This is a genomic window from Agrococcus jejuensis, from assembly GCF_900099705.1.
GTDB classification, from domain to species: Bacteria; Actinomycetota; Actinomycetes; order Actinomycetales; family Microbacteriaceae; genus Agrococcus; species Agrococcus jejuensis.
In genome coordinates this window covers 2,500,370-2,525,745 of record NZ_LT629695.1, presented here as the reverse complement: position 1 = coordinate 2,525,745, position 25,376 = coordinate 2,500,370, and the positions used below count along the sequence as shown (strand labels likewise).

22 protein-coding genes are annotated in these 25,376 nt (G+C 72.2%); 10 read left to right on the top strand and 12 right to left on the bottom strand.

Annotated elements, in window-relative coordinates; translation table 11 throughout:
• Nucleotides 1–77: 77 nt before the first annotated feature.
• The 5 genes from BLQ67_RS11905 to BLQ67_RS11885 all read right to left on the bottom strand — a co-directional run bounded on the left by BLQ67_RS11905 (nt 78) and on the right by BLQ67_RS11885 (nt 5,742).
• Nucleotides 78–863 carry an HAD-IA family hydrolase gene (locus BLQ67_RS11905; protein ID WP_092505334.1) on the bottom strand — a complete coding sequence of 262 codons (786 nt, stop codon included), beginning with the start codon at nt 861–863 and terminating at the stop codon, nt 78–80.
• Nucleotides 860–1,732, bottom strand: coding sequence for a class II fructose-bisphosphate aldolase (locus BLQ67_RS11900; protein ID WP_092505332.1), 873 nt, complete (start codon nt 1,730–1,732; stop codon nt 860–862). The genes BLQ67_RS11905 and BLQ67_RS11900 overlap by 4 nt, the downstream gene beginning before the upstream one ends.
• Nucleotides 1,733–1,855: 123 nt before the next feature.
• Nucleotides 1,856–3,214, bottom strand: coding sequence for an iron-containing alcohol dehydrogenase (locus tag BLQ67_RS11895; protein WP_092505330.1), 1,359 nt, complete (start codon nt 3,212–3,214; stop codon nt 1,856–1,858).
• On the bottom strand, nt 3,211–4,059 hold the full coding sequence (locus BLQ67_RS11890) for an HAD-IIA family hydrolase (protein WP_092505328.1): 849 nt from the start codon (nt 4,057–4,059) through the stop codon (nt 3,211–3,213). The genes BLQ67_RS11895 and BLQ67_RS11890 overlap by 4 nt, the downstream gene beginning before the upstream one ends.
• A gap of 75 nt (nt 4,060–4,134) precedes the next feature.
• Nucleotides 4,135–5,742: an FGGY-family carbohydrate kinase gene (locus BLQ67_RS11885; RefSeq protein ID WP_092505326.1), complete on the bottom strand. Its 1,608-nt coding sequence runs from the start codon at nt 5,740–5,742 to the stop codon at nt 4,135–4,137.
• A 166-nt stretch (nt 5,743–5,908) separates the two neighbouring features.
• Here BLQ67_RS11885 and BLQ67_RS11880 point away from each other — a divergent pair, with 166 nt between their 5' ends.
• Together BLQ67_RS11880 and BLQ67_RS11875 are read left to right on the top strand one after the other, a co-directional pair.
• A complete protein-coding gene (locus tag BLQ67_RS11880) occupies nt 5,909–6,934 on the top strand; it encodes a zinc-binding dehydrogenase (protein WP_172802315.1) in 1,026 nt (341 codons plus the stop codon).
• Nucleotides 6,935–6,977: 43 nt separating this feature from the next.
• Nucleotides 6,978–7,472, top strand: coding sequence for a hypothetical protein (locus tag BLQ67_RS11875; RefSeq protein WP_092505322.1), 495 nt, complete (start codon nt 6,978–6,980; stop codon nt 7,470–7,472).
• 230 nt (nt 7,473–7,702) lie between these two features.
• On the opposite strand, the gene BLQ67_RS11870 is transcribed toward BLQ67_RS11875, so the two are convergent.
• Both BLQ67_RS11870 and BLQ67_RS11865 read right to left on the bottom strand, forming a co-directional pair.
• Nucleotides 7,703–9,199, bottom strand: coding sequence for an FGGY family carbohydrate kinase (locus BLQ67_RS11870; RefSeq protein ID WP_092505320.1), 1,497 nt, complete (start codon nt 9,197–9,199; stop codon nt 7,703–7,705).
• A 105-nt stretch (nt 9,200–9,304) separates the two neighbouring features.
• Nucleotides 9,305–10,819, bottom strand: coding sequence for an FGGY family carbohydrate kinase (locus BLQ67_RS11865; RefSeq protein ID WP_197674603.1), 1,515 nt, complete (start codon nt 10,817–10,819; stop codon nt 9,305–9,307).
• Nucleotides 10,820–11,009: 190 nt separating this feature from the next.
• On the opposite strand from BLQ67_RS11865, the gene BLQ67_RS11860 reads away from it, so the two are divergent.
• From BLQ67_RS11860 to BLQ67_RS11850, 3 genes are read left to right on the top strand one after another with little or no spacing between them, the layout of a single operon-like run.
• A complete protein-coding gene (locus tag BLQ67_RS11860) occupies nt 11,010–11,942 on the top strand; it encodes a hypothetical protein (protein ID WP_092505316.1) in 933 nt (310 codons plus the stop codon).
• A 40-nt stretch (nt 11,943–11,982) separates the two neighbouring features.
• Complete coding sequence (locus BLQ67_RS11855) at nt 11,983–12,771, top strand: HAD-IIB family hydrolase (RefSeq protein WP_157674826.1); 789 nt, start codon at nt 11,983–11,985, stop codon at nt 12,769–12,771.
• A 28-nt stretch (nt 12,772–12,799) separates the two neighbouring features.
• Nucleotides 12,800–14,074 (top strand): RuBisCO large subunit C-terminal-like domain-containing protein, encoded by a 1,275-nt coding sequence (locus tag BLQ67_RS11850; RefSeq protein ID WP_092505312.1) that lies wholly within the window; start codon nt 12,800–12,802, stop codon nt 14,072–14,074.
• A gap of 119 nt (nt 14,075–14,193) precedes the next feature.
• Here the strand turns inward: BLQ67_RS11850 and BLQ67_RS11845 are convergent, their stop codons facing one another.
• A complete protein-coding gene (locus BLQ67_RS11845) occupies nt 14,194–14,970 on the bottom strand; it encodes a triose-phosphate isomerase family protein (RefSeq protein WP_092505310.1) in 777 nt (258 codons plus the stop codon).
• Nucleotides 14,971–15,063: 93 nt separating this feature from the next.
• Between BLQ67_RS11845 and BLQ67_RS11840 the strand changes: the two genes are divergently transcribed.
• Nucleotides 15,064–16,716 carry a glycerol-3-phosphate dehydrogenase/oxidase gene (locus BLQ67_RS11840; protein ID WP_092505309.1) on the top strand — a complete coding sequence of 551 codons (1,653 nt, stop codon included), beginning with the start codon at nt 15,064–15,066 and terminating at the stop codon, nt 16,714–16,716.
• A gap of 137 nt (nt 16,717–16,853) precedes the next feature.
• On the opposite strand, the gene BLQ67_RS11835 is transcribed toward BLQ67_RS11840, so the two are convergent.
• Together BLQ67_RS11835 and BLQ67_RS11830 are read right to left on the bottom strand one after the other, a co-directional pair.
• Nucleotides 16,854–17,924: a BMP family lipoprotein gene (locus BLQ67_RS11835; RefSeq protein WP_092505307.1), complete on the bottom strand. Its 1,071-nt coding sequence runs from the start codon at nt 17,922–17,924 to the stop codon at nt 16,854–16,856.
• A gap of 259 nt (nt 17,925–18,183) precedes the next feature.
• On the bottom strand, nt 18,184–19,296 hold the full coding sequence (locus tag BLQ67_RS11830) for a mannose-1-phosphate guanylyltransferase (protein ID WP_092505305.1): 1,113 nt from the start codon (nt 19,294–19,296) through the stop codon (nt 18,184–18,186).
• A 114-nt stretch (nt 19,297–19,410) separates the two neighbouring features.
• On the opposite strand from BLQ67_RS11830, the gene BLQ67_RS11825 reads away from it, so the two are divergent.
• Nucleotides 19,411–20,571: a glycosyltransferase family 4 protein gene (locus BLQ67_RS11825; RefSeq protein ID WP_172802314.1), complete on the top strand. Its 1,161-nt coding sequence runs from the start codon at nt 19,411–19,413 to the stop codon at nt 20,569–20,571.
• 155 nt (nt 20,572–20,726) lie between these two features.
• On the opposite strand, the gene lipA is transcribed toward BLQ67_RS11825, so the two are convergent.
• Nucleotides 20,727–21,785 carry a lipoyl synthase gene (lipA, locus tag BLQ67_RS11820; RefSeq protein ID WP_092505301.1) on the bottom strand — a complete coding sequence of 353 codons (1,059 nt, stop codon included), beginning with the start codon at nt 21,783–21,785 and terminating at the stop codon, nt 20,727–20,729.
• Nucleotides 21,782–22,501 (bottom strand): lipoyl(octanoyl) transferase LipB, encoded by a 720-nt coding sequence (gene lipB / locus BLQ67_RS11815; RefSeq protein ID WP_092505299.1) that lies wholly within the window; start codon nt 22,499–22,501, stop codon nt 21,782–21,784. Before lipB ends, lipA begins: the two co-directional genes overlap by 4 nt.
• A 174-nt stretch (nt 22,502–22,675) precedes the next feature.
• On the opposite strand from lipB, the gene sdhC reads away from it, so the two are divergent.
• From sdhC to sdhA, 3 genes are read left to right on the top strand one after another with little or no spacing between them, the layout of a single operon-like run.
• Complete coding sequence (sdhC, locus tag BLQ67_RS11810) at nt 22,676–23,098, top strand: succinate dehydrogenase, cytochrome b556 subunit (RefSeq protein WP_260980145.1); 423 nt, start codon at nt 22,676–22,678, stop codon at nt 23,096–23,098.
• Complete coding sequence (locus BLQ67_RS11805) at nt 23,098–23,562, top strand: succinate dehydrogenase hydrophobic membrane anchor subunit (protein ID WP_092505297.1); 465 nt, start codon at nt 23,098–23,100, stop codon at nt 23,560–23,562. Before sdhC ends, BLQ67_RS11805 begins: the two co-directional genes overlap by 1 nt.
• A 20-nt stretch (nt 23,563–23,582) precedes the next feature.
• Nucleotides 23,583–25,373, top strand: a complete 1,791-nt coding sequence (sdhA, locus tag BLQ67_RS11800; protein WP_092505295.1) for a succinate dehydrogenase flavoprotein subunit — start codon at nt 23,583–23,585, stop codon at nt 25,371–25,373.
• The last annotated feature ends 3 nt before the right edge of the window (nt 25,374–25,376 follow it).

Sequence of the window (25,376 nt, the reverse complement as noted above, 5' to 3'; positions counted from 1 at the left end):
ATCCCGCGCCGTCGGGCGATGACGGAGCGCGCGCCGGCCACCCCTGCCCGGCGCGCGCTCGGTCGCTCTGGAGCCGCCTAGGAGACGGCGGTGGCGCGGTGCGCCTCGAGCACGCGCTCGAGGCCTGCGAGGTCGACGACCCCCTGGCCGTTCCGCGCGTCCAGTCCCTCGACGAGGGCTGCGGGCGCATCGGCCTCGCCGAGCGCCGACACGATGGTCGTCGCCGCCGGGAAGGCGTCGTCGTGCGTGAAGTGGCTCACGGTCACGACGTGCGCCATGCCCGCCGCGGCGGCTGCGGCGGCGCCCGACTGCGAGTCCTCGATCACGACGACGTCATCGATCGCGACGCCGAGCTCGGAGGCCGCGAGCAGGTAGATGTCGGGCGCGGGCTTCTTCGCGGGCACGACGTCGCCGGCGAAGACGCCGGCCATGCGGGCGCGCTGCTCGGGGCCGACGACCGAGGCGAGCACGGCCTCGACGCTCGCCAAGGCCGACGTCGAGGCGCACGCGACGAGCCACCCGGCGTCGAGCGCCTCGCCGACGACGCGGGCGATGCCGGGGCGGGCGGGCAGCGCACCGGCCTCGACGAGCTCGACGTACAGCGCCGACTTGCGCTTGTGGGCGGCGGCGATGCGGTCGTCGAGCTGCTCGGGCGAGCCCATGTCGATCTCGGGGTGCTGCGCGAGGTACGCCTTCATGCGCTCCTTGCCGCCGCCGACGCGCAGCAGCTCGCCGTACTCCTCCGGCGTCCACCGGAACGGGAAGCCCAGCTCCTCGAACGTGCGGTTGAAGGCGACGAGGTGGCCGTCGAGCTCGGTGTCGGCGAGCACGCCGTCGCAGTCGAGCACGAGCGCGCGCGTCATGCGGGCACCGCCGAGCGGCGTGCCGAGCCGAAGAGCTCGATGTGCTGCAGCACGGCCTGCTCGACCGCGGCGCCGATCTGGTCGAACAGCTTGACGGGCTCCCACTTGCCCGTGCGCTCGGCCTCGGCGAGGTGGTCGCGCGACGCGTGCATGTAGGCGAGCTTCACGGCCGTCGAGATGTTGATCTTCGAGACGCCCGCGTCGATGAACGCCTGGAACTCCTCGGCCGACAGGCCCGTGCCGCCGTGCAGCACGACGGGGATGTCGGTGAGGGCCGTCAGGCGCGCGACGCGGTCGACGAGCAGCACGGGCGATGCCTTGTAGAGGCCGTGCGCCGTGCCGAGCGCGGGCGCCATGAGGTCGGTGCCCGTCTCGGTCGCGACGCGCACGAGCTCGTCGTCGGCGTAGAAGTGCACGTTCGGGTCGTCGGAGCCGACGCCGTCCTCGACGCCCACGATGTTCTCGATCTCGCTCTCGACGTCGACGCCCGCGGCGTGCGCCTCGGCGACGACCTCGCCGGTCTCGGCGACGGCCGTCGCGAAGTCGCGGTCGGAGGCGTCGAAGAGCACCGACGACCAGCCGTGCGCGATGGCCTCGGTGATGACGGCGCGCTGCGGGCAGTGGTCGAGGTGCAGGGCGACGGGCACGGAGGCGGCGTCGGCCGCGGCCTGCGCTGCCGAGGCGAGCACGGCCGCGCCGAAGTACTGCACCGTCTTCACCGACGTCTGCAGGATGATGGGCGAGCCGACCGAGTCGGCCGCCTTGACCGCCGAGGCGATCGAGAGGCCGTCGACGATGTTGACGGCGGGGACGGCGTACCCGTCGGTGCGTGCGGCGAGGCAGAGCTCGCGGGTGCTAGCGAAGGCCATCGGACCATCTCCTCCTTGCGTCACGGGCATCGTCGCCCGGTGCCGGGTCTGTCTCCATGACAAGTCTATACAACACTGGACAACTCAGCCAATCCTGTGGCGGGTCGCGGCGTCGGGCGCGGCTCAGAGGCCGCCACCCGCCTCCCCTGCCCGCGCCAGCACGCGCTCGACGAGCGCGTCGTCCCACCGGCCCGCGAACAGCAGGAGGTCGGCGAGCGTCATGCGGTCGCGCATGAACGGCAGCGCTGCGAGCGCCCAGCGCGCACGGTCGGCGTCCACCGACGGCGTGAGCGCCGAGAACGTGGTCGGCGCGCCCCAGGCCGCGAGCGCCGCCGCGCACGACGCGGGGTCGCCCGCGAGGCGCTCGAGCTCGCCGCGGTGCCGCTCGCGGTCGGCGAGGAACGCCGCGACGCCGCCGCGCTGCTCCTGCCAGCGGACGACCTTGCGCTCGACGGCGATCCAGCACTCCTCGCCCAGCGCGCCCGACGGATCGACGGGCGCCCACGTCGCGAGCACGCGCTCGCGCAGGTCGGCGGGCGGTGCCAAGTCGTCGACCGACACGTCGAGGATGCGCTCGTCGTGCAGCGCGACGTCCCACAGCGCGGCGGCGACGACGCTCGCGACGCCCACCTGGGCGCCGTGCAGGTCGTGCTCGACGTGCTCGGCCATCGCTCGCATGTCGAGCACGTGGCTCAGCAGGTGCTCGCAGCCCGACAGCGGCGCCGTCGAGCCGGCGGCGCCGATCATGAGGCCGCCCAGCGTGAGCGCGTCGACGAGCCCCGACATGCGCTCGGCGTCGGTCGCCTCGGGCGCCGTCATCGCGACGACCGCGTCGCGCACCGGTGCCGTGAACGCATCCGAGTACGGGCCGGGGTCGACGCCGAGAGCGCACGCGAGGTACCAATCGGCCGGCGACGTCCACACGGCGACGGCGTCGCCGACGCCCGAGCGCGTGAGGCGGTCGGGGGCGTCGGCGAGCACGTCGTGGTCGATGACGAGGGCGGCGGGCCACGCGCTCGGCGAGGTGCGCTTCGCACCCTTCTGCACGAGCACCGACAGGGAGTCGGCGAAGCCGTTGACGGATGCGGCGGTCTGCACCGCGACGACGGGCACGGCCAGGCGGGCGCCGACGACCTTCGCGAGGTCGGTGACGGTGCCCGAGCCGACCGAGACGATGAGCTCGGCGCCCTCGGCGTCCGCTGCGGTCGCATCCACCGTCGACTCGTCGAGCACGACGCCGTGCGCGCCCGCGGGCGCGACGACGTGCCGCAGCTCGTAGCGCTCGGCGAGCTGCGCCTCGACGCGCGCGTCGACGTCGTCGCCGCCGACGCACTTCGGCACGCCGTCGCCCAGCAGCACGACCGAGCCGCCCGCGAGCAGCGACGCGGCGAGCGAGCCGACGGCGTCGAGCGCACCGGGCCGCGACGTCGTGGTCATGGCGCCGCCCGAGTGCTCGAGCGAGGCGCGCGCGAGATCCGTCATGCGCGGGCCTCCCGATCGGCGTCGACGAACGCGTCGACGAGGTGGTCGATGCGCCCCAGCACGATGTCGGGGCGGTGCTCGTCGGGCGCGGCCGCGAGCATGGCGTCGTCGGTCTCGCCCGTCATGACGAGCGCCGACGCGATGCCCGAGTTGCGGGCGAAGAGCATGTCGGTCGAGAGGCGGTCACCCACCATGACCGTGCGCGCCGGGTCGATGCCCGTGTCGCGCTGGATGATGTCGAAGAGGTCCTTCGACGGCTTGCCGAACACCGCCTCGCACTCCACCTGCGTGCCCGCCGTGATCGCGGCGGTGATGCACGCCGCATCCGGCTCTCCCCTGCCGCCCGGGAACGGGCAGAAGCGGTCGGGATTCGTCGTGACGAGCCGGGCGCGCTCGTGGAACCACAGCGCGTCGAACGCGATCTGCAGCTTGCGGTACTCGAACGTGCGGTCGTACGACGAGATGACGAGGTCGATGCGCTCGGGGTCGTCGCTCATGGGGATGCCCGCCGCGGCGAGCGCGTCGACGAGCGGCTGCTCGCCGATGGGGAAGACGACCTTGCCCGGCATCTCGCGCTCGATCCAGTGCACCGTCGCGACGAGGCTCGTGTACACGTCCTCCACCGGCGTCGGCAGGCCGAGGCGCGCAAGGCGGTCGGCGTAGTCCTGCGGCGACTTCGTGGGGTTGTTGCTGCAGAAGAGCACGCGCTTGCCGTGCGCGCGCAGCGTCTCCACGAGGCGCTGGGCGCCGGGCAGCAGGCCCTCGCCGAGGTAGATCGTGCCGTCGAGGTCGAACAGGTACGCGTCGAACTCGTCGATGGCGTCGATGGGGGTCGGCTCCGTCATGGCGTCGGAAGCTCCTTCGCTTCGGATCGTGCGACCGGCCGGCCCTGCAGCAGGGCCGGCCGGTCGATGGATGGGTCAGACGGCGATGGGCTCGGGCTGCTCCGTCGCGCCCGCCTGCTGCTTCGTGGCCGCAGCGTACGCCGCCGCCGTCCGCGTCGCGACCTGCAGCTGGTCCCAGACCTTCGCGTTCGCCTCGCGGATGGCGCGGTAGGCGGTGAAGAGCTCGGTGTAGACCGCGGTCTTCTCGAGGTCGGGCTCGTACTCGCGCACGATCTCGACCGTCGCATCCGCACCCTCGGCGTAGCTGGCGTAGACGCCCGAGCCGACGCCCGCGACGATCGCCGCGCCCTTGGCGCCGAACTCCGAGCCCGCGGGCACGATGATGCGGCGGCCGAGCACGTCGGCGAAGATCTGGCACCAGACGGCGCTGTTCGCGCCGCCGCCCGCCAGGCGCACCGTCTCGACCACCGTGGGGATGGAGTCGAGGCAGTCGCGGATGCCGTAGGCGACGCCCTCGTAGATGGCGCGCAGCATGTCGCTGCGGTCGTGCGTGCCGGTGAGGCCCGAGAACGAGCCGCGGGCGGAGGGCTTCACGAACGGCGCGCGCTCGCCACCGGGCGCGAGGTAGCCGTGGAAGATGACGCCGCGCGCACCGATGGGCGTGGCGAGGATGCGCTCCTCGAGGTGCGCGAACAGGCCCTGGCCGGCTGCAGCGGCATCCGCCTCGAACGCCGCGCCGAACTCGCGCAGGAACCAGTCGAGGTTCGGCGTGCACGAGTTCATGCCCATGGCACGCACCCACGTGTCGGGGCCGTGCGGGATCGTCCAGCCCACGTCCTGCGGCTCGAAGCCCTTCGAGAGGTCGTCGGTGCAGACCGTGACGATGCCCGCGGTGCCGATGACGGCCATGCAGTCGCCGGGGCGCACGACGCCGACGCCGAGCGACGAGGCGGTGATGTCCATCTGGCCCTTGTAGACGGGCGTGCCTGCCGTGAGGCCCGTGCGCGCCGAGGCGGCCTCGGTGACGGTGCCGGAGAGGTCGGTCGGCGCCTTGATGGGCGGCAGCACGGAGCCGACGCGGTCGATGCCCCAGATCGTGTTCACCTGCTTCGACCACTGGCGGCCGGCGGTGTCGATGCCCGAGAGGCTCGCGTCGGAGGGGTCGGTCGAGAGGTCGCCCGTGAGGTTGTACTCGACCCAGTCCTTGCACCAGAGCGTCGTGGCGCCCTCGAGCACCTCGGGCTCGTTGTCGGCACGCCAGCGCAGCACGGCCGAGGTCGTGCCGGCGTAGGGGCCGGTGCCGGTGATGGCGAACTGGCTCGTGACGGTGCCGTTCGCGTACCAGTCGTCGATGATGCCGCCTGCACGACCGTCGGTCCACAGGATCGCGGGGCCCTTGGGGCGGCCGGTCGCGGTGTCGACGAGCCACACGCCGTCGCCCTGACCCGTGACCGACACGGCGACGATCTCGCTCGCGTCGACGCCGGAGCCGGCGATCGCGTCCTTGATGGCGTCGGCCGCGGCCTCCCACACCTGGTCCATGTCCTCCTCGGCCAGGTGCGGCTCGGGGCTGTCGATGCCGACGCTGTGGGCGCCGCGCGAGAGCTCGGTGCCTGCGCGGTCGAAGACCGCGGCCTTGAGCACGGACGTGCCGGCGTCGATTCCCAGGATGTACTCGCCCATCGGGGCTCCTCCTCGTCGTTGAGGTCTGATCTGGGCCGGGCGCCGCCGGGCGGCGGTGCGCGACTGTCGGCAATCATATAGACATGTATGGACTTGTCTCTAGTCCCACATGCAGGATGGGGATGGGCATCCCCCGACGGGGCATCGATCGCGAAGGAGCGAACCCATGCGAGCGCTCGTGAAGCATGCAGCAGGCGTCGGCATCGAGGAGGTGCCGGAGCCCGAGCTCGAGCCCGGGCACGTGCTCGTCGACGTCGCCCACGCCGCCGTCTGCGGCACCGACCGCGCCGCGCTCGACGGCGGCCACGACGTGGGCACCGGCACGCGCACGCTCGGCCACGAGGCCTCCGGTCGCATCGCGGCGATCGCGCCCGGCGGCGTGCGCGACGACCTGCGGGTGGGCGACCGCGTGACGTTCGAGACGGATGCGTACCTCTGCATGCGCTGCGACGCGTGCCGCACCGAGCAGTACAACCGGTGCCCGAACCGGAAGGGGATCGGCACGACGGCCGACGGCGCGCTCGCCGACCGCATCGCGATGCCCGAGCGGGCGATCCACGTGCTGCCCGACGCCGTCTCGCTCGTCGAGGCCGCACTGACCGAGCCGCTCGCGATCGCGGTGCACGCCGTCGTCGAGCAGTCGCCGTCGCTCGTCGGCGAGGTCGTCGTCGTGATCGGGCCCGGCGCGATCGGACAGCTCTGCGCCCGCGTCGCTCGGGCGGTGGGCGCGACGGTCGTGCTCGTGGGGCGCTCGCGGCACGCGGCGTCGCTCGCGAGGGCACGGAACGCGGGCGTCGACGTGGTGGTGGATGCCGAGACCGAGGACCTCGAGACGATCGTCGCCTCGCTGACGGATGGCCGCGGCGCGCACTCGGTGTTCGAGTGCTCGGGGGCGACGTCGGTCGCGGAGTCCTCGCTGCCGCTGCTGCGGCGCGGCGGTCGGCTCGTGCTCGTCGCGTTCTTCCAGACCGCGCCGGCGTTCGACGTCGACCGGCTCATCCACCACGAGCTCGAGATCGTGGGCTCGCGCGGCAAGCGCCCGTCGAGCTACCGCACGGCGCTCGCGCTCATGGCGTCGGGCGCCGTGCGGGTCGAGCCGCTCATCTCGGCCCGCCTCCCCCTCGAGTCGTGGGCCGACGGCCTCGATCGCGTCGCCCGCGGCGAGAAGGTCGTCTTCGACGTGGCGCCGTAGCGCTCCCCACCAGCTGGGGGCGCACGCGTGGTGGGATGAGCGCATGCATCCTGCGACCGCCGACGCCTGCGCGCGTGCGCACGCGCACCGGCTCGTGCTCGGCGCCGTGCAGCCTGCGATCGACGCCGCGACGATGGCGCTGCTCGACGTCATCGACGACGAGCGCGTCACGGCGCTCGCCGCGATGCATCCCGACGAGACGCCCTCGGTCGTCGACGCGACGATCGCGAGCGCGTACGCCGCGCTCGGCATCGACCTCGCGCCGATGACGTTCCAGGAGGCGGTGGCGATCGTCGCGCGGGAGCTGCTGCGGGAGCACCTCGCCGGGGTGCGGTCGCTGGCGTCGATCGCAACGTGGGTGCCGGAGGTCGTCGACCTGGAGGATCCCGGCGCGCTGGGGCCGCTGCTGCGGCTCTCGTACGCGCTCGAGACTGCCTCGCTCGAGTCTCGCCGCATCGACGCCCGCGGCGCGGTGGACGCCGTGCTCGCCGCGACGACCGACGTCGTGACGCGGTGGCGGCCGGCGTCGTTGGGCTGACGCCACCCCACCACCACGAGTGGTCCCCAAGACCGCTCCCTGAGGTGCGAACGAAGTGAGCCTCGAAGGGTGCCGCAGCCGAGACGGATCGTCCCGGGCTGCGCGCGTGCTCCTTTCGAGGCTTACTTCGTTCGCACCTCAAGGAGCGGTTGGGAGGGATCGCCCCGATACGACGAAGGAGCGAAGGGACGGCTCGTACCTCGAGGTGCGGTTCGGAGCGACCCGAGCCGCTACGCCGCCACGTTCCTCGTCCAGCCCCTCGTGAGGTCGCGGGCGGCCGTCCAGCCGGCGTACTGCGCGTCGGCCTGGTCGCGGCTCATCGCGGGCTCGAAGACGCGGTCGACGGCGTAGAGCGACTCGAGCTCGGCGAGGTCCTTGTAGACGCCCGTCGAGAGGCCCGCGAGCTGCATGGCGCCGAAGATCGTCGCCTCCGAGTTCTTCGGCCGGATCACCGGGATGCCCAGGATGTCGGCCTGCAGCTGGCACAGCAGGTTGTTCTTCACGGCGCCGCCGTCGACGCGCAGCTCGGGGATCGCGAAGCCCGATCCCGCCACCGCCGCCTCGACGAGGTCGCGCGTCTGGAACACCATCGACTCCACGGCGGCGCGGATGATGTGCAGGCGGTTCGTCGCGTTCGACATGCCCACGATCACCGCGCGGGCGGTCGGGTCCCACGTGGGTGCCGCGAGGCCCGTGAACGCGGGCACGAGGTAGACGCCGTCGGTCGACTGCACCTGCCCCGCGTACCACTCGGAGTCCGGCGCTGCGTGGATGAGCTGCAGGTCGTCGCGCATCCACTGCATCGTCTTGCCCATGGCGTAGACGACGCCCTCGGTCTCGTACTGCAGGTTGCCCTGCACGTTCCACGCCGCGCTCGGCGTGAGCCCCTCGGGGCGGAACGGCGTGTCGCCGTTGTTGATGTTCAGCACGCCGGCGGTGCCGTACGTCATCTTCACCTGGCCCTGGCGGAACGCGGCCTGGCCGAAGAGGCCCGCCTGCTGGTCGCCGAGGTTCGACGCGATCGGCACGGGCGCGCCGAACGTCGCCTCGATCGTGCCGAAGTGCGAGTCCGAGTTCCGGATCTCGGGCAGCATCGAGCGCGGGATGCGCATCTCGCGCAGCAGGTCGTCGTCCCAGTCGACGGTGTCGAGGTTCATGAGCATCGTCTGCGACGCGTTCGACGGCTCGGTCGCGAACACCTCGCGGCCCGTGAGGTTCCAGATGAGCCACGTGTCGACGGTGCCGGCGAGCAGCTCGCCGCGCTCGGCCCGCTCCTGCGCGCCCTCGACGTGGTCGAGGATCCACCGGATCTTCGACGCGGCGTAGAACGCATCCGGCACGAGCCCCGTGCGCTCCTGGATGAGCTCGCCGAAGCCCGACGCCACCCACCGCTCGACGATCTCGTCGGAGTGCCGCGACGCCCACACGATGAGGTTGTGGATGGGGCGGCCCGTCTCGCGATCCCACACGAGCGCCGACTCGCGCTGGTTCGTGAGGCCCACGGCCGTCAGCTGGTCGGCGGTGATGCCGGCCTGCGACAGCGCCTGCTCCATGACGTCCTTCTGCGTGTGCCAGATCTGCATGGGGTCGTGCTCGAGCCAGCCGGCCTTGGGGTAGATCTGCGTCAGCTCCGCCTGCCCGAGGCCGAGCACGTTCAGGGACTCGTCGATCACGAAGGCGCGGGCGCTCGTCGTGCCCTCGTCGATGCCGAGGATGTACTGGGTCATGGGGTCTCTTCTCTGCGGTGGATCTGGGTCTGCGGTGGATCTGGCGATGGATGGGGGTCGCAGCGATGCGCCGGGCCGCGAGCGCGACCCGGCGCATCCGAACGACTACGAGACGTCGACCTTCTTGGTCCACCCCTTCGTGAGCTCGCGCGCGGCGCGCCAGCCGGCGTACTTCGCGTCGGCCTCGTCGCGGCTCATCTGCGGCTCGAACACGCGGTCGACGGCCCACTTCGAGGCGATCTCGTCGAGGCTGTCGTAGACGCCGGTCGTGAGGCCCGCGAGCAGCATGGCGCCGAAGATCGTCGCCTCCGCGTTCTTCGGACGGATGACGGGGATGCCGAGCAGGTCGGACTGCAGCTGGCACAGCAGGTTGTTCTTCACGGCGCCGCCGTCGACGCGCAGCTCGGGGATGCGCAGGTCGGGTGCGCCGGCGAGCGCGGCCTCGTAGACGTCGCGCGTCTGGAACACCATCGACTCCACGGCGGCGCGGATGATGTGCAGGCGGTTCGTCGCGTTGGACATGCCGATGATCGCGGCGCGCGCGTGCGGGTCCCACGTGGGGGCGGCGAGGCCCGTGAAGGCGGGCACGAGGTACACCCCCTCCGTCGACTGCACCTGGCCGGCGTACCACTCGGAGTCGGGCGCGGCGTGGATGAGCTGCAGGTCGTCGCGCAGCCACTGCATGGTCTTGCCCATGGCGAAGAGCACGCCCTCGACCTCGTAGGCGGTCTTGCCCTGCACGCCCCAGGCGAGCGACGGCGTGAGGCCCTCGATGCGCTGCGGCGTCGTGCCGCAGTTGATGTTGAGCACGCCGGCGGTGCCGTACGTCATCTTCACCTGGCCCTGCTCGAACGCCGCCTGGCCGAAGAGGCCGGCCTGCTGGTCGCCGAGGTTCGAGCCGATGCGCACGTCGGCGCCGAACGTGGGCTCGATCGAGCCGAAGTCGGAGTCCGACGGCACGATCTCGGCGAGCATCGCCTTGGGGATGCCGTAGTGGCCGAGCAGCTCCTCGTCCCACTGCAGCGTCTCGAGGTTCATCATCATCGTGCGCGACGCGTTCGAGTAGTCGGTGACGAACGAGCGGCGGCCGGTGAGGTTCCAGATGAGCCACGTGTCGACGGTGCCGGCGAGCAGCTCGCCGGCCTCGGCGCGCGCCTGGGCGCCGGGCACGGCGTCGAGGATGAAGCGGATCTTCGAGGCCGTGTAGTACGCGTCGGGGATGAGGCCCGTGCTCTCCTGGATCTGGTCGCCGATCCCCTGGTCGACCCATCCCTGCACGATGTCGACCGAGTGGCGCGACGCCCACACGATGGCGTTGTGGATGGGGCGGCCCGTGTCCTTCTCCCACACGATGCCGGTCTCGCGCTGGTTCGTGAGCCCGACGCCCGAGAGCTGGTCAGGGGTGATGTTCGCGTCGCGCAGCGCGGCCCGGATGACCTCGAGCTGCACGTTGAGGATCTGCATGGGGTCGTGCTCGATCCAGCCGTTGCGCGGGTAGATCTGCGTCAGCTCGGCCTGGCCGAATCCGACGACGTTGGTGTCCTGATCGATGACGAACGCGCGTGCGCTCGTGGTGCCCTCGTCGATGCCCAGGATGTACTTGACCATGGTCGTGCTCACTTCGTCGTGATGGACGCCGGTGCCGCGACGGTGCGGCTGGCTGGTCAGGAACCTAGGCGGACTCCACTTGTCTAGTCAAGTATTGCCCTGTCTGATGGGCATGGATACGATCGGTACGCTCGGGGGCCACCCCGAGTGCGGATCACGCAGGATCCGCCGTCCACGATGACGTGACGCAAAGGACAACTGCATGGACATCGACCTGATCTCGATCCTCGGAGCGGCCGCTGGCGGCTTCTTCGGCGCCGCGATCGGAGGCCTCCACGCCTTCATCTTCACCGGCTTCATGGTGCTCACGGGCTTCGCCGTGCTCATCGGATCGGGGGACGCCGCCTTCTTGGGGGACGTCGCCTTCGGTCCGGTCTTCGGCCCCCACATCGCCTTCGCGGGTGGCGTCGCCGCCGTCGCGTACGCCGGCCGCCGCTACGGCACGAACGCACGCGACATCGCGCTGCCGCTCGCGAGCCTCGCGAAGCCCGACGTGCTGCTCGTCGGCGCCGGCTTCGGCGTGCTCGGCTACCTCATCCAGAAGGTCGTCGCGATCATCCCCTGGTTCGGCGCCAACACCGACTCGGTCGCCTTCACCGTCGTGATCTCGGCGCTCATCGCCCGCCTCGCGTTCGGCAAGAAGGGCCTGTTCCCCAAGAACGACTCCGGCAAGAGCGGATGGGCGGCGTACGAGCCGACCGAGACCGGCCGCTGGGTCGAGCACCAGGAGCGCTTCGGCCCGCTCACGGCCCTCGGCGTCTTCGCCGGCCTGCTGGCCGCGTTCGCATCCGTCACCGTGCTCGAGGCGTACCCGCAGGTCGCCGGCAACGCGCAGGTGCTCATGTTCGGCGTCTCGGCCGTGTCGCTCGCGTTCGCCTCCGCCGGCCACGCGATGCCCGTCACCCACCACATCACGCTGCCCGCCGGCCTCGCCGCCGTCACGTTCCTGCCGCTCGTCGGCGAGATGACGTGGCTCGCCGTGCTCATCGGCGCCGTCGTCGGCCTCATCGGCGCATGGCTCGGCGAGCTGTTCGCCCGCATCTCGCTCAGCCACGGCGACACCCACATCGACCCGCCGGCCTTCGCGATCTTCCCGGCGACGACGCTCGTGCTCGCGCTCGGCGCGCTGGTCTGAGCCGGGAGGGCACGACACGATGACCGGGAGCCTCGCAGGCGTGCGCGCCGTGGCAGTCGACGTCGACGGCACGATCGCCGGCGCCGATCACAGGGTGAGCGACCGCACGGCCGCCGCGATCCGCGGCGTGCTCGACGCCGGGCTCCCGGTCTACCTCCTCACGGGCAGGTCGCGCCGCAGCGTGCTCGGCCTCGCCCGTGAGCTGGGCATCGACAACCCCGTCGCGGCGTCGAACGGGTCGATCGTCTTCGACCCGGTCGACGACCGCGACCTGCGCACGATCCCGCTCGGCGACGACGACGTGGCGGAGCTCGTGCGCCTGCACCACGACCTGGGCCTCGGGCTCACGTGGTGGACGCGCGACGACATCTGGGTCGACGCGCCCGGCCTGCTCGCCGACACCCTCGTCGAGCTCAACGAGCAGGACGTGCGCATCGGCGACGTCGAGGCCGTCGCGCCGGGCGAGATCGTGAAGATCATGCTGCACGGCACCCCCGACCAGCTCGACGACGCCGCCGCCGAGATCCTGCAGCGCGTGCCGCAGGCGACGCGCTCGATGGACGTGTTCTTCGAGGTCGTCGCGCCCCACGCGACGAAGGCGACCGCGCTCGACCTGCTGCTGGGCGACGCCATCGACCACGGCGACGTGCTCGGCCTCGGCGACGGCGGCAACGACGTGATCTGGCTGCGCCGCATCGGCCACCCCGTCGCGATGGGCAACGCCCGCGACGAGGTGCTCGCCGTCACCACCAGGCAGACGGGGCACCACGCCGAGGACGGCGCCGCCGAGATCCTCGAGACCCTCGTCGACCATCTCGCCGCGGCCTGAGCCGCGCCGCGCCACGAAAGGCATCCGCATGCCCTCCGCCCTCGACCTCTTCGCGACCCCCGAGCAGCTGCGCGGCGGCGACCACGTCGTCGCCACGTACGCGCTCGACCTGCCCGCCGACGCCGACGCGCTCGCACGCATGACGGGCTTCGCCGTGGGTCAGACGATCGGCACGTGGCTGCCGGTGCCGGGCATCACCGCCGAGATGCGCGCCCGCCACGAGGCGCGCGTGCTCAGCGTGCTCTCCGTGCCGCCGATCGACGTCGGCGAGGCGCCCGAGCGGCTCGGCTACCTCGTGCGCATCGCGCTGCCCACGATCAACGTCGGCGACTCCATCCCCATGCTGCTCACGACGCTGCTCGGCAACGACTCGTCGACGTCGGTCGAGGCGAAGCTCGTCGACGTCGAGCTGCCCGACTCCCTCAGCGCAACCCTGTCGGGGCCGAAGCTCGGCGTCGAGGGGCTGCGCGCGCTCACGGGCGTGCAGGGGCGGCCGCTGCTGCTCAACATGATCAAGCCGTGCGCGGGCCTCACGCCCGAGGCGGCGCGCGACATCTTCCGCGAGACGGCCCTCGGCGGCATCGACCTCATCAAGGACGACGAGCTCATCGCCAACCCGCCCTACTCCCCCGTCGTCGAGCGCGTGCGCCTCTTCACGGCGGCGGCGAAGGAGGCGGCGGGCGAGACGGGCGTCGAGACGATCTACGTGCCCAACGTCACCGACCGACCCGACCGCATGCTCGACACCGCGCGCCGGGCCGTGGATGCGGGCGCCCGCGCCGTCATGGTGACGTACGCGACGGCTGGCTACGGCTCGCTCGAGGCGCTCGCCGAGGCCGTCGACGTGCCGGTGCTCGGCCACTTCGCCGGCGCGGCGCCGTTCTTCGAGGGGCCCGCGACGGGCATGTCCGCACCCATCGCCATGGGGCTGCTGCCGCGCATGGCCGGCGCCGACATGGCGCTCGTGCAGACGCCGTACGGCGGCGGCTCGATCCGCAGGCTGTCGTACGTGCGCACGGCGCACCAGATGCTGCTGCCGCGGCCCGGGCTCAAGCCGACGATGCCGATCATCGGCGGCGGCGTGCACCCCGGCACGGTCGACCGCTACGTCACCGACCTCGGCGTCGACACGATCCTCGGTGCCGGCGGCGCCATCCAGGGCCACCCCGGCGGCGCTGCCGCCGGCGTGCGGGCGATGCGGCAGGCGATCGACGCGCGCGTCGCGGGCGTGCCGCTGGCGGATGCCGTCGCCGAGCACGAGGAGCTGCGGCAGGCGATCGACGCGTGGGGTGCGCTGGACTGAGGCCAGCGCTCGGCTGCACGCCTGAGCGCGCCACGCACCCATCCGCGGGCTGCACCCCCACCGCTCCCTGAGGATCGGCCTTGGGGACGGACCGGTCTCGGGGAGGGTCTTGGCGGGGCTCAGCTGGCCGTCGCCTCGCGCACCTCGGCCACCGCCGCGAGGAAGCCGCGCGGGTCGACGCCTGCACGCCCCAGGAAGACGCCGTCGGGGATGCCCGCCGGTCGCCCCACCTCGCGCCCGTGCGCCGCGATCGCCGCGAACGTGCCGGGGCCGGCGCTGCCGCCGTAGAGCACGCGCGACTCCCCCGCCCGCTCGGCGAGCATGCCGCGGATGCGCTCCACCACGTCCACGACATGGCTCGGCGGCGCCGGCTCCGGCGCCCCGATCGCCCAGGTCGGCTCGTACGCGACGACGACCGGCGCATCCGACGGCACGCGCGCGAAGGCGACGTCGAGCTGCGGGCGGATGACCTCCTCGGGGTCGCGGCCGCGCTCGGGCTCGCCGACGATGAGGATGGGCACGATGCCGTGCGCGGCGGCGGCCTCCGACTTCGCCGCGAAGTCCTCGGGTCCCTCGCCGACGTGGCGCACGCGCTCGGGGTGCCCGACCATCGCGAGCGTCGAGCCGAGGCCCGCGAGCAGCTCGGCGCTGACCTCACCGGTGAAGGGGCCGACGGGGTGCGCCGACACGTCCTGCGTGCCCACGAGCGCGCCGAGCGGCGCGAGCGCCTCCACCGTCTGCGCGACGAGCGGATACGGCATGCACGCGAACGCGCCCACGCCACCGGTCGCGGCGAGACCGTCGCGCACGACCGCGATCCACTCGCGTGCGGCATCCGCCGTCAGGTACCCCTTGGGGCTGCATCCGGTCATGGTCGTCGGCAGCTGCGTCGTCACCCTGGCTCCTCTTCGTCGAGGTTGTGTATGGTTGTATAGACAGCCTAGCCGCACGCGCAGGGACGCGCGATGCGCCGTCGATGGAGACAGAGCATGACCGGATTCGCCCGTGCAGACGCCGCTCGCCTGAGCGCCGGCTCCTACGACCTCCTCGTGGTCGGCGGCGGCATCAACGGCGTCGCGATCGCGCGCGACGCAGCGACGCGCGGCCTCTCCGTCGCCCTCGTCGAGCGCGGCGACCTCGCCATCGGCACGTCGTCGTGGAACTCGCGCCTCATCCACGGCGGCCTGCGCTACCTCGAGCACGGCGAGGTGCCGCTCGTCTACGAGTCGCTGCACGACCGCGAGAGCCTGCTGCGCATCGCGCCGCACCTGGTGCAGCCGCTCGGCTTCGTCGTGCCGCTGTACCGCCACAACCACCTGCCCGGATGGATGTTCCGCGCCGGCGTGACCCTGTACGACGTGCTGTCGGCCGGCAAGTCGATGCCTGCGACGCGGCACATGGGCCGCAAGTCGCTCGACGCCGAGCTGCCCGGCCTCGACAAGCGCCACCTCGGCGGCGCCGTGCGCTACTACGACGGCCAGGTGACCTTCCCCGAGCGCCTCGTGCTCGAGACGGCGATCTCGGCCGCGCACGCGGGCGCCGACGTCGCCACGTACGTCGAGGCCGTCGCGCTGCGTCGCGAGGGCGCCCGAGTGACGGGCATCGACGCGCGCGACACGCTGACCGGCGACGAGCTCTCGATCGACGCCGCGTGCGTCGTCAACGCCGCGGGCCCGTGGGTCGACGAGCTCGGCGAGCGCGTGGGCATCGCGCGCCAGATCGGCGGCACGACCGGGACGCACCTCGTCGTGGATCCGTTCCCCGGCGCCCCCGACTCGTGCATCTACTTCGAGGCGCGCCGCGACAACCGCGCGATCCTCGTCATCCCGTGGAACGGCCGCTACCTCATCGGCACGACCGACGACCGGTTCGAGGGCGACCCCGCGACCGTGCGCGGCACCGAGGACGAGGTCGCGTACCTGCTCGAGGAGACGAACGCGCTCGTGCCCGGCGCCGGTCTCACGGTCGACGACGTGCTGCTGACGTACACGGGCGTGCGGCCGCTGCCGTACCGGCCCGGCGTCAAGGCGGGCGCGATCCCCCGCAGCCACCTCATCCTTCGCCACGACGAGGTGCCCGGCCTCGTGACCATCGTCGGCGGCAAGCTCACGCCGCACATCTCGCTCGGCCGGCAGACGACCGACGTCGTCGCGAAGGTGCTCGGCCGCACGCTGCCGAAGTCGCAGACCGCGCAGCAGGCGCTGCCGGGCGCGACGACCGACCGCTGGGCGCGCGGCCGCCGCGCGGCGTCGGCGCTCGCATCGCGGCTGCCGTGGCGCGGTGCGATCGCCGAGCGGCTCGTCGCCGTCTACGGCTCCGCCGCCGAGGCCATCGCCGCGCTGCACGAGGCCGAGCCGGCGCTGCAGACGACGTTCGGCCAGGGCCGCGGCGCCGTCGTCGGCGCCGAGCTGGCCCACGCGATCCGCGCCGAGGGCGCATCCACGCTCGTCGACCTGCTGCACCGTCGCACGATGGTGGGCCTCGAGCCCGCGCTCGGCACCGACGTCGACCGCGACGTCGCCGCGTTCGTCGCCCCGATGCTCGGCTGGGATGCGGCGCGCACCGAGCAGGAGGTCGCCGACCACCGCGCGTACGTCGAGCGCCTCACGGGCGGCGTCGCGAGGGCTCGCGTGCACGCCTGACGAAGACTCCCGCCCGCGCCGATCCCGGCACGGGCGGGTCGCATCCCCGGCCTGCGACACGGGGACGCACGAAGGCCCCGGACGCCTCCCACATCGGCATCCGGGGCCTTCATCCTGCGCGCACGGCGCAGGCTGGCCTACGGGGCGCTGGGGCTCTCGACCGTGACCTCGCCCGAGACGATCTGCTCGCGCAGCGCGTCGAGCTCGGCCTGCAGCTCGGGGCTCACGCGGTCGGCGAGGTCGTGGTAGTCGGCGAGGCCGACGCCCTCGTTCTCGAGCGTGCCGATCAGCGGCTCGTCGGTGACCTCGCCCGAGTCGACGAGGTCGCTGATCGCCTGCACGACGAACGCCTGCGTGTTCTTCTCGACGGTCGTGAGCAGCAGCGGGTGGTACTCCTCGGGCAGCGTCTCGTAGCCGTCGGAGTCGACCCAGATCACGAGGGCCGACGAGCCGGCGTCGATCGACGCGAGGAACGCGCCCTCGCCGACCTGGCCCGCGACGGGCAGGATGACGTCGGCGCCCTGGGCGATGAGCGACTGCGACGTCGCCTGGCCGAGCTGCACGTTCTCGAAGTCGCCGGTGAAGATGCCGTCCTGCGCCTCGACGTCCCAGCCGAGCACCTGCACGCTCGTGCCGTGGGCCGCGTTGTAGGCGTCGACGCCCTGCACGTAGCCGTCCATGAACAGCGTGACGGGCGGCTGGTTGCCGCCGCCGAACGTCGCGACGACGCCCGTCTGGGTCACGCCGGCGGCGAGGTAGCCGGCGAGGTACGACGCCTGCGCCGTGTCGAAGACGATGGGGCGCACGTTCGGGGCCTCGACGACCTCGTCGACGATCGCGAACTGCACGTCGGGGTTCGCCTCGGCCTCCTCGCCCGTCGCGGCGGCGAGCTCGTAGCCGACGGTGAGCACGAAGTCGCAGCCGGTGCCGACGGCGGCCTCGACGTTGGGCGCGAGGTCGGACTCGCTCGTCGAGACGAGCACGTTGACGTCGACGCCGAGCTCGTCCTCGGCCTGCTCCATGCCGGCCCACGAGGCCTGGTTGAACGAGCGGTCCTCGAGACCGCCGGAGTTCGTGACCATCTGCGCGCAGACGTCGGAGGCGGCGGCGTCGCCGTCTCCGCTCTGCTCGGGCGCGGCCTGGCACGCGGTGAGCGCGAGCGCGACGAGGGCGACGGGCGCGACGAGACGGAGGGCGGTGCGGGACATCGGTGCTCCAGGGTGCGGCGGTGCGGGTGGTGTCACCCTAGCCCGCGCACACCGCGCATCCCCCGCATGCGCGCCGCCCCGTGGAGCGCCTCGGGGGACGGGTGTCTGTGCGCGTCGATTGGCCACCTTCTGCGCGATTGGCCAACTCTTGCGATCGAGTGGCCACCTTCTGCGACCGGACCCCGTCGATTGGCGCACATTGGCGCCAATCGATCGACCCACGCGGCCAGCCGGCCGGCGGATCGCGAGCGCGACGCGGCTACAGCACCGTCGCGTTGCCCGACCGACGGATGGCGTCGACGACCTGCTTCACGCGTTGCGCATGCTCGGTCGTCGTCACGAGCAGCGCATCCCCCGTGTCGACCACGACGATGTCGCGCACGCCGACCATCGAGATCACCCGGTCGGTCGTCGACACGACGATGCCGGACGCGCCGTCGGCCAGCACGGTCGCGTTGCCCGAGAGGATCGCGAGGCGGTCGGCGCCGAGCGCACCGTTGTGCAGCTTGGCGACGGCCGAGAAGTCGCCGACGTCGTCCCAGTCGAAGTCGCCGGGCACGACGACCATGCCGCCGCGCTCCGCCGCGGGCTCGGCGACGGCGTAGTCGATCGCGATCTTCTTCAGCTGCGGCCACAGCCGGTCGACGGCGGGGCCGCGCGTCGCCTGGTCGTCCCACGCGGCAGCGAGGTCGTCGATGTGCGCGCGCAGCTCGGGCTCCGTGCGGGCGAGCTCGGCGAGCAGCACGTCGGCGCGGGCGATGAACATGCCGGCGTTCCAGAGGAAGTCGCCCGACTCCACGTAGGTGCGCGCATCCGCGGCGCTCGGCTTCTCGACGAACCGCACGACCTCGGTGACGCGCGGCGCGTCCGGCACCCCGGCGGGCTCGCCCGCCTGGATGTAGCCGAAGCCGATCGCCGGCTCGGTCGGCGTGATGCCGATCGTCGCGATCTTGCCCGTGCGTGCCGCGGCGACCGCATCCGTCACGGCACGGCGGAAGCCGCGCTCGTCGCCGATGACGTGGTCGGCAGCGAACGAACCCACGATCACGCCCGGCTCGCGGCGCTCGAGGATGGCGGCGGCGAGCAGCACGGCGACGGTCGACTCGCGCGGCTCGGCCTCGAGCACGATGTTCGCGTCGGTGAGCGCCGGCAGCTGCGCCTCGACCGCCGAGCGGTGCGCGCGGCCGGTGACGACCATGATGCGCTGCTCGCCCGCGAGCGGCGCGAGGCGCTGGAACGTCGACTGCAGCAGCGTGCGGCCCGATCCGGTGAGGTCGTGGAGGAACTTCGGGGCGTCGGCCCGCGAGAGCGGCCACAGCCTCGAGCCGACCCCGCCGGCGGGGATGATGCCGTAGAACCCGTCGATCGTCATGGTCCGTCACGCTATCGGCCCTCGCGATGCGGCCCCTGACCGACGCGGAGCGTTCACACGCCATTCACGCCATCCACCGCCCCGTCGCCACCCTGCGTGCCTACCGTCGGCAGCGTGGAGATCGAACGCGTCGCCATCGTCACCGAGAGCTTCCTGCCCACGGTCAACGGAGTCACGTCATCCGTGACTCGCGTCCTCGAGCACCTGCAGGCCACCGGACGACAGGCGATGGTCATCGCCCCGCGCTGCGGCGCCCCGACGCAGCTGCACGGCGCGCCCGTGTTCGAGGTGCCGTCGATCGCGTACCGCGAGTTCCCCGTCGGCATGCCGAGCCCGCAGGTGCATGGCCTGCTGCAGCGGTTCCGGCCCGACGTCGTGCACGCCGCATCCCCGTTCCTGCTCGGCGGGCAGGCGATCGCGGAGGCGCGACGCATGGGCGTGCCGTCGGTCGCGATCTACCAGACCGACATCGCCGGCTTCGCGCGCCGCAATCGGCTCTCGGCGGGCGCGCCGGTCGCGTGGAAGGTGCTGCGGCGCATCCACAACCAGGCGGACGTCACGCTCGCGCCGTCGTCGGCATCCATCGCCGACCTGGATGCGGCGGGCATCGAGCGCGTCGCGCACTGGGCGCGCGGCGTCGACCTCGACGCGTTCCACCCCGACCATCGCGTCGGCCCCGCGGCGCAGGCGCTGCGCGCGCAGCTGGCGCCGAAGGGCGAGACGATCGTCGGCTACGTCGGCCGCGTCGCACCCGAGAAGGGCCTCGAGCGGCTGCGGGCGCTGCAGGGCACGAAGGGCATCCGCGTCGTGATCGTGGGCGACGGACCCGGGATGGCGGCCGCGAAGCGTGCGCTCGCACCGCTCGGCGCCGTGTTCCTCGGGCAGCGCACGGGTGCCGCGCTCGCCGCTGCGTACGCGGCGCTCGACGTCTTCGTGCACACGGGCGCCGAGGAGACCTTCGGGCAGACGTTGCAGGAGGCAGCCGCGGCCGGCCTGCCGGTGATCGCGCCGCGCGCCGGCGGTCCGATCGACCTCGTCGACCACGGCATCACGGGCTTCCTGTTCGAACCGGACTCGCAGCGCGGGCTGCGGGATGCGGTGCGCACGCTCGCCGAGTCGCCCGCGATGCGCGCGCGCATGGGCGAGGCGGGTCGCCGCCGCGTGCTGCAGCGCACGTGGCCGCGCGTGTGCGACCAGCTGCTCGAGCACTACGCCGCGGCGCAGCGCCACGCGCTCACGGGCGTCGAGCCCGTGCGGGCGCCTGCGGTCGTCTGACGCTCGAACTCGCTGCCGGCGGGCAGCGCGACGGCCGGGCATCGATTGGCGCCGATGTGCGCCGATCGACGGCATGTCATCGCAGAAGGTGACCACTCGATCGCAGAAGGTGGCCAATCGCCGCAGAAGGTGACCGATCGGCGACCGGCGACGACCTACGCCGCGCGGCCGCCGTTCGTGATGCCCGGGGCCGAGACGGGGGCAGCAGCGCCCGCACCCATGCCCGCGAGGATCGACGCCGTATGACCCGTGCCGCGCGCGGCGAGCGCCTGCCGGTAGAGCGTGCCGGCGCGGTACGACGAGCGCACGAGCGGCCCCGACATGACGCCGGCGAAGCCGATCTCGGTCGCGGCCTCGGCGAAGTCGGCGAACGCCGCCGGCTCGACCCAGCGCTCCACGGGGTGGTGCCGCGGCGACGGTCGCAGGTACTGCGTGATCGTGATGAGGTCGCAGCCCGCGTCGTGCAGCTCCTGCAGCGTCTCGAGCACCTCCGCATCCGTCTCGCCCATGCCGAGGATGAGGTTCGACTTCGTCACGAGCTCCGCCTCGCGGCTCCAGCGCAGCACGTCGAGCGACCGCTCGAACCGGAAGCCGGGGCGGATGCGGCGGAAGATGCGCGGCACGGTCTCGACGTTGTGCGCGAAGACCTCGGGACGCGTCGAGAACAGCTCGTCGAGCAGGTGCTTGTGTCCGGTGAAGTCGGGCGCGAGCATCTCGACGCCGACGCCGGGGTTCACGGCGTGGATCTGCCGCACCGTCTCGGCGTAGAGCCAGATGCCCTCGTCCTCGAGGTCGTCGCGGCACACGCCGGTGACGGTCGCGTAGCGCAGCCCCATCTGCCGCACGGAGGCCGCGACGCGGCCGGGCTCGAGCCGGTCGAGCAGCGCGGGCTTGCCCGTGTCGATCTGGCAGAAGTCGCAGCGGCGCGTGCACTGGTCGCCACCGATGAGGAACGTCGCCTCGCGGTCCTCCCAGCACTCGTAGATGTTGGGGCAGCCCGCCGACTGGCAGACGGTGTGCAGATCCTGGTCCTGGACGAGCTCCGTGAGCGCCGTGTACTCGGGCCCCATGCGGGCGCGCGTCTTGATCCACGGCGGCTTCTTCTCGATGGGCGTCTCGGCGTTGCGCACCTCGAGGCGCAGCAGCTTGCGACCGGCGGGCGCCTGCGCGGGCGTCGTCTCCTGCACGACGCCTGCGGGTCCTGCGCAGCTCATGCGGCGGCCTCCAGCGATGCAGCGGCGGATGCGGATGCGGACGAAGGCACGGACGCGGGCACAGCAGCGGGCGTCACCGCCGCCACCCCGAGCGCGAGCAGCGCCGCGGCGAACGCATCCCCCACCTCCTCGACGGAGGGCGCGGCGCCGAGCTCGACGGCGATCGACGTGACGCCGGCGTCGGTGATGCCGCACGGCACGATGCGCGAGAACTCGGCGAGGTCGGGGGCGACGTTGATCGCGATGCCGTGCGTCGAGACGCCGCCGGCCACGCGCACGCCCACCTGGGCGATCTTGCGATCCTTCGAGCCGTGCCCGCCGAGGATGGGCGTGCCGTCGCCGCGCAGCCACACGCCCGCACGGCCTCGCACGCGCTCGACGTCGAGGCCGAGGGGGTGCAGCGTGTCGAGGATGGCCTGCTCGAGCCTGCGCACCCAGTCGACGACGCCGAGGTCGCCGATCGCGACGATCGGGTAGGCGACGAGCTGGCCGGGGCCGTGCCAGGTGATGCGGCCGCCGCGGTCGACGTGCACGACGGGCGAGCCGTCGGTCGGCAGGTCGGCGTCCTGCGTGCTCGTGCCCGCCGTGTAGACGGATGCGTGCTCGAGCAGCAGCAGCGCATCCTCGCCGCCGGCGGCGACCTCGTCGTGCAGGCGCCGCTGCAGCGTCCACGCCTCCTGGTAGTCGACCTCGCGGCCGAGCCTCATCACTCGCATGCCGTGACGATAGCGTTTCTGCACTCGGTACGGAAACTCCGCGAACCGGCGCGTCACGCCGTCCCGAGGCGAAGAACCCCGGTTCTTGCCGAACGATTGGTCAGGCACCGTTCGCGGCGGGCATAGGATCGATGACGGCATCCGCTCGATACGAATCTCGTGAGGAGGGAACGCGTGGCAAGCTCCCGCACCCCGACCCTCGCCGATCCCAAGCCGTCGCGCCTGCGCATCGCTGGCACGCTCTACCGCGGCAACGAGGGCATGTGGTCGTGGGTCCTCCACCGCATCTCCGGCATCGGCATCTACTTCTTCCTCCTGGTGCACGTGCTCGACACGTCGCTCATCCGCGTGAGCCCGGAGGCCTACAACGCCGTCATCGCGACGTACAAGAACCCGATCATGGGGCTCGGCGAGGTCGCACTCGTGGGCGCCGTCGTGTTCCACGCGATGAACGGCCTGCGCATCATCGCCGTCGACGCCTTCCCGGCGGCGACGCGCATCCAGCGCATCCTCTTCTGGGTCGTCATCGGGCTCGTCATCGTGCTCATGGCCGGCTTCACGCCCACGCACCTCGCGAACGTCTTCGGGGAGCACTGATGACCGCCACCGTCGAGAGCCCCCGCACCCCCTACGCGTACCCCGCCCGCTCGAAGGGCCGCCGCGGCCCCAACATCGAGAAGGCCGGCTGGATCTTCATGCGCGCCTCGGGCGTCGTGCTCGTCGTGCTGATCTTCGGCCACCTCGCGTACAACCTGCTGTTCACGCCCGGCGGCATCCACGCCATCGACTTCGGGTTCATCGGCGGCAAGTTCGCCAACCCGCTGTGGCAGTGGTGGGACGTCGCGATGCTCTGGCTCGCGATCCTCCACGGCTCGAACGGCATGCGCACGATCGTCAACGACTACGTGCACCGCGAGCCGCTCCGCCGCCTCGCCCTCGGCGCCATCGCGTCGAGCGCCATCATCCTCATCGCACTCGGGACGCTCATCACGTTCACGTTCGACCCGTGCCCCGTGGGGGCCGACCCCGAGCTGCTGGCGTCGTTCTGCGCCGATCTCTGATCCAGGAGTCCCTTCAGCACATGACTGAGTCGACCGTGTCCGACGGCATCCACTACCACCAGTTCGACGTCGTGATCGTCGGCGCAGGCGGCGCAGGCATGCGCGCCGCCATCGAGGCGGCACCGAACGCCTCGACCGCCGTCATCACGAAGCTGTACCCGACGCGCTCCCACACGGGCGCCGCGCAGGGCGGCATGGCCGCAGCCCTCGCGAACGTCGAGGACGACAACGCCGAGTGGCACACGTACGACACCGTCAAGGGCGGCGACTACCTCGTCGACCAGGATGCTGCCGAGATCCTCACGCGCGAGGCGATCGACGCCGTGCTCGACCTCGAGAACATGGGCCTGCCGTTCAACCGCACCGAGGACGGCAAGATCGACCAGCGCCGCTTCGGCGGTCACACGCGCGACCACGGCAAGGCGCCCGTGCGCCGCGCCTGCTACGCCGCCGACCGCACCGGCCACATGATCCTGCAGACGCTGTACCAGAACTGCGTCAAGCACGGCGTGAACTTCTTCAACGAGTTCTACGCGCTCGACCTCGTCATGACCGAGGTCGACGGCGTGAAGCGCGTCGCGGGCGTCGTCGCCTACGAGCTCGCCACTGGCGAGATCCACGTCTTCCAGGGCAAGTCGGTCATCTTCGCCACCGGCGGCTTCGGCAAGATCTTCAAGACGACGTCGAACGCCCACACCCTCACGGGCGACGGCGTCGGCATCATCTGGCGCAAGGGCCTGCCGCTGGAGGACATGGAGTTCTACCAGTTCCACCCGACGGGCCTCGCGGGCCTCGGCATCCTCCTCACCGAGGGTGCTCGCGGCGAGGGCGCGATCCTGCGCAACGCCTCGGGCGAGCGCTTCATGGAGCGCTACGCCCCCACGATCAAGGACCTCGCACCTCGCGACATCGTCGCGCGCTCGATGGTGCAGGAGGTGCTCGACGGCCGCGGCGCCGGTCCCCACAAGGACTACGTGTACCTCGACTGCACCCACCTGGGCGCCGAGGTGCTCGAGACGAAGCTGCCCGACATCACCGAGTTCGCCCGCACGTACCTGGGCGTCGACCCGGTCGTCGAGCGCGTGCCGGTGTACCCGACGGCGCACTACGCCATGGGTGGCATCCCCACAAACAACGACGCCGAGGTGCTGAGCGACAACGACACCGTCGTGCCCGGCCTCTACGCCGCCGGCGAGTGCGCGTGCGTCTCGGTGCACGGCTCGAACCGCCTCGGCACGAACTCGCTGCTCGACATCAACGTCTTCGGCAAGCGCGCGGGCAACAACGCCGTGACGTACGCGAAGTCCGCCGACTTCGTGCCGCTGCCCGCGGACGCCGCGGACAACGTCGTGGGCTGGCTCACGCAGCTGCGCGCATCGACGGGCACCGAGTCGGTCGCGGAGATCCGCAAGGAGCTCCAGGAGACGATGGACCGCAACGCGCAGGTCTTCCGCACCGAGGAGACGCTCACCGAGGCCGCCGCCGCGGTGCGCGACCTGCGCACGCGCTACCTCGGCGTCGCCGTGCGCGACAAGGGCAAGCGCTTCAACACCGACCTCCTCGAGGCCGTCGAGCTGGGCTTCCTGCTCGACCTCGCCGAGGTGCTCGTCGCGTGCGCCCTCAACCGCAAGGAGTCGCGCGGTGGTCACATGCGCGACGACTACCCGAAGCGCGACGACGAGAACTACATGCAGCACACGATGGCGTACCTCTCCGGAGACGCCCACTCGTCCGACTCGACCGACCACATCCGCCTCGACTGGAAGCCGGTGCGGAAGACGATCTACGAGCCCACCGAGCGAAAGTACTAGGAG